The sequence below is a fragment of the Pseudomonas sp. P7548 genome, from assembly GCF_013386585.1.
Taxonomy (GTDB): domain Bacteria; phylum Pseudomonadota; class Gammaproteobacteria; order Pseudomonadales; family Pseudomonadaceae; genus Aquipseudomonas.
Window position 1 is genome coordinate 1 of record NZ_JACARO010000177.1, and the last position, 1416, is coordinate 1416.

At 60.7% G+C, this 1416-nt stretch carries 2 protein-coding genes; both read right to left on the reverse strand.

What is annotated here, in order from left to right; translation table 11 throughout:
- Window positions 1–136: sugar phosphate nucleotidyltransferase (locus tag HX803_RS32025; RefSeq protein WP_178926061.1), on the reverse strand; the 136-nt coding region annotated here is incomplete at its 3' end.
- Window positions 136–1416: undecaprenyl-phosphate glucose phosphotransferase (locus HX803_RS32030; RefSeq protein WP_178926062.1), on the reverse strand; the 1281-nt coding region annotated here is incomplete at its 5' end. The genes HX803_RS32030 and HX803_RS32025, both read right to left, overlap by 1 nt.

Consider the following 1416-nt stretch of genomic DNA (forward strand, 5'->3'; position numbering starts at 1 on the left):
AAGTCTTTTGCAGCAGGCTCTGGCCGTCGCGCATGCGCATGAACGGCTTGGGCATATTCTGCCGGGACACCGGCCACAGCCGCGTGCCCGAACCACCGGAAATAATGCAGGGAATCAATCCGTTGAGGGTATTCATCAATAGACCTCCTTGGTGGACAGGACGGCGGGGACCGTCATGAAGACGATGTACAAGTCAAACCACACCGACCACTTGGAGATGTACTCCAGGTCGTACTCGACACGTTTCTGGATCTTGAACAGGGTATCGGTCTCGCCCCGGTAGCCGTTGATCTGTGCCCAACCGGTGATGCCCGGCTTGACCCGGTGCCGCGAGCTGTATTCGCTCACCGCCACTTCGAACGGAATGCCGGCGGCCTTGGTCGCCGTGGCGTGGGGGCGCGGGCCGACCATGGACATGTTGCCCAGCAGCACGTTGAACAACTGCGGCAGCTCGTCGATGCTGGTCTTGCGGATGATGCGGCCCACGCGGGTGATGCGCGGGTCTTTGCGGGTGGTCTGCTGCTCGGCGGTGAAGTCGCTCTGGTCGGTGAACATCGAGCGGAACTTGAACACGCGGATCTCGTTGTCGTTGTAGCCATAACGGTTCTGGCGGAACAGCACCGGGCCTTTGGAATCGAGCTTGATCGCGATCGCCGTCGCGAGCATCACCGGGGACAGTGTTATCAGTGCCAGGCTGGCCAGCAGCAGGTCTTCACAACGCTTGATAAACGGCGACCAACCCCGCAGCGGCAACTGCGAGGTGTTGAACATCAGGATGCCGCCCACGTCGGTGATGCGGCTGTGGCCGTAGCGCAGGGCCGCCATGTCGGGCACCAGCATCACGTTGACCGACATTTGCCGCAGGCGATTGACCAGCCCATGAATGCGCTGCTCGGCGGCCCAGGGCAGGCAGATCATCACTTGATTGACCTCTTCGGAGCGGATCAGTTTTTCCAGGTCGCGGGTGTTGCCCAGCAACGGCAGGTTGCTCAGCTCCTTGGGAATGCGTTCGGTGCGGTCATCGATGAAACCGATCAGGCCGGAGCGGATGTCGCCGTTGCGTTGCAGGTGGTCGGCGACGTGCACCGCGGTGTCGGTGAAGCCCAGGATCACCGTGCGTTGCAGGTATTTGCCGTTGCGCATCAGGTTGCGGTACAGGCGCAGCATCACCAGGCGTTCAACGCACAGCAGGCCCAGGCTGGCGAAGTACCAGGCGGCCAGGTTATGTGGGTTGAGTTGCGGGAACATTTGCAGGATCTGGTACATGAACAGCAGGATGCAAAACGCCGCCGTCCAGGCCACTACTTTGGTGCGCAGGCGCAGGCGATTGCTGAACAGCTCTTCGGAATAGATGCCCATGGCCTGGAACATAATGATGGTCATGACCGCGAAAAACAGCAGCAGGCCGAGGAAATG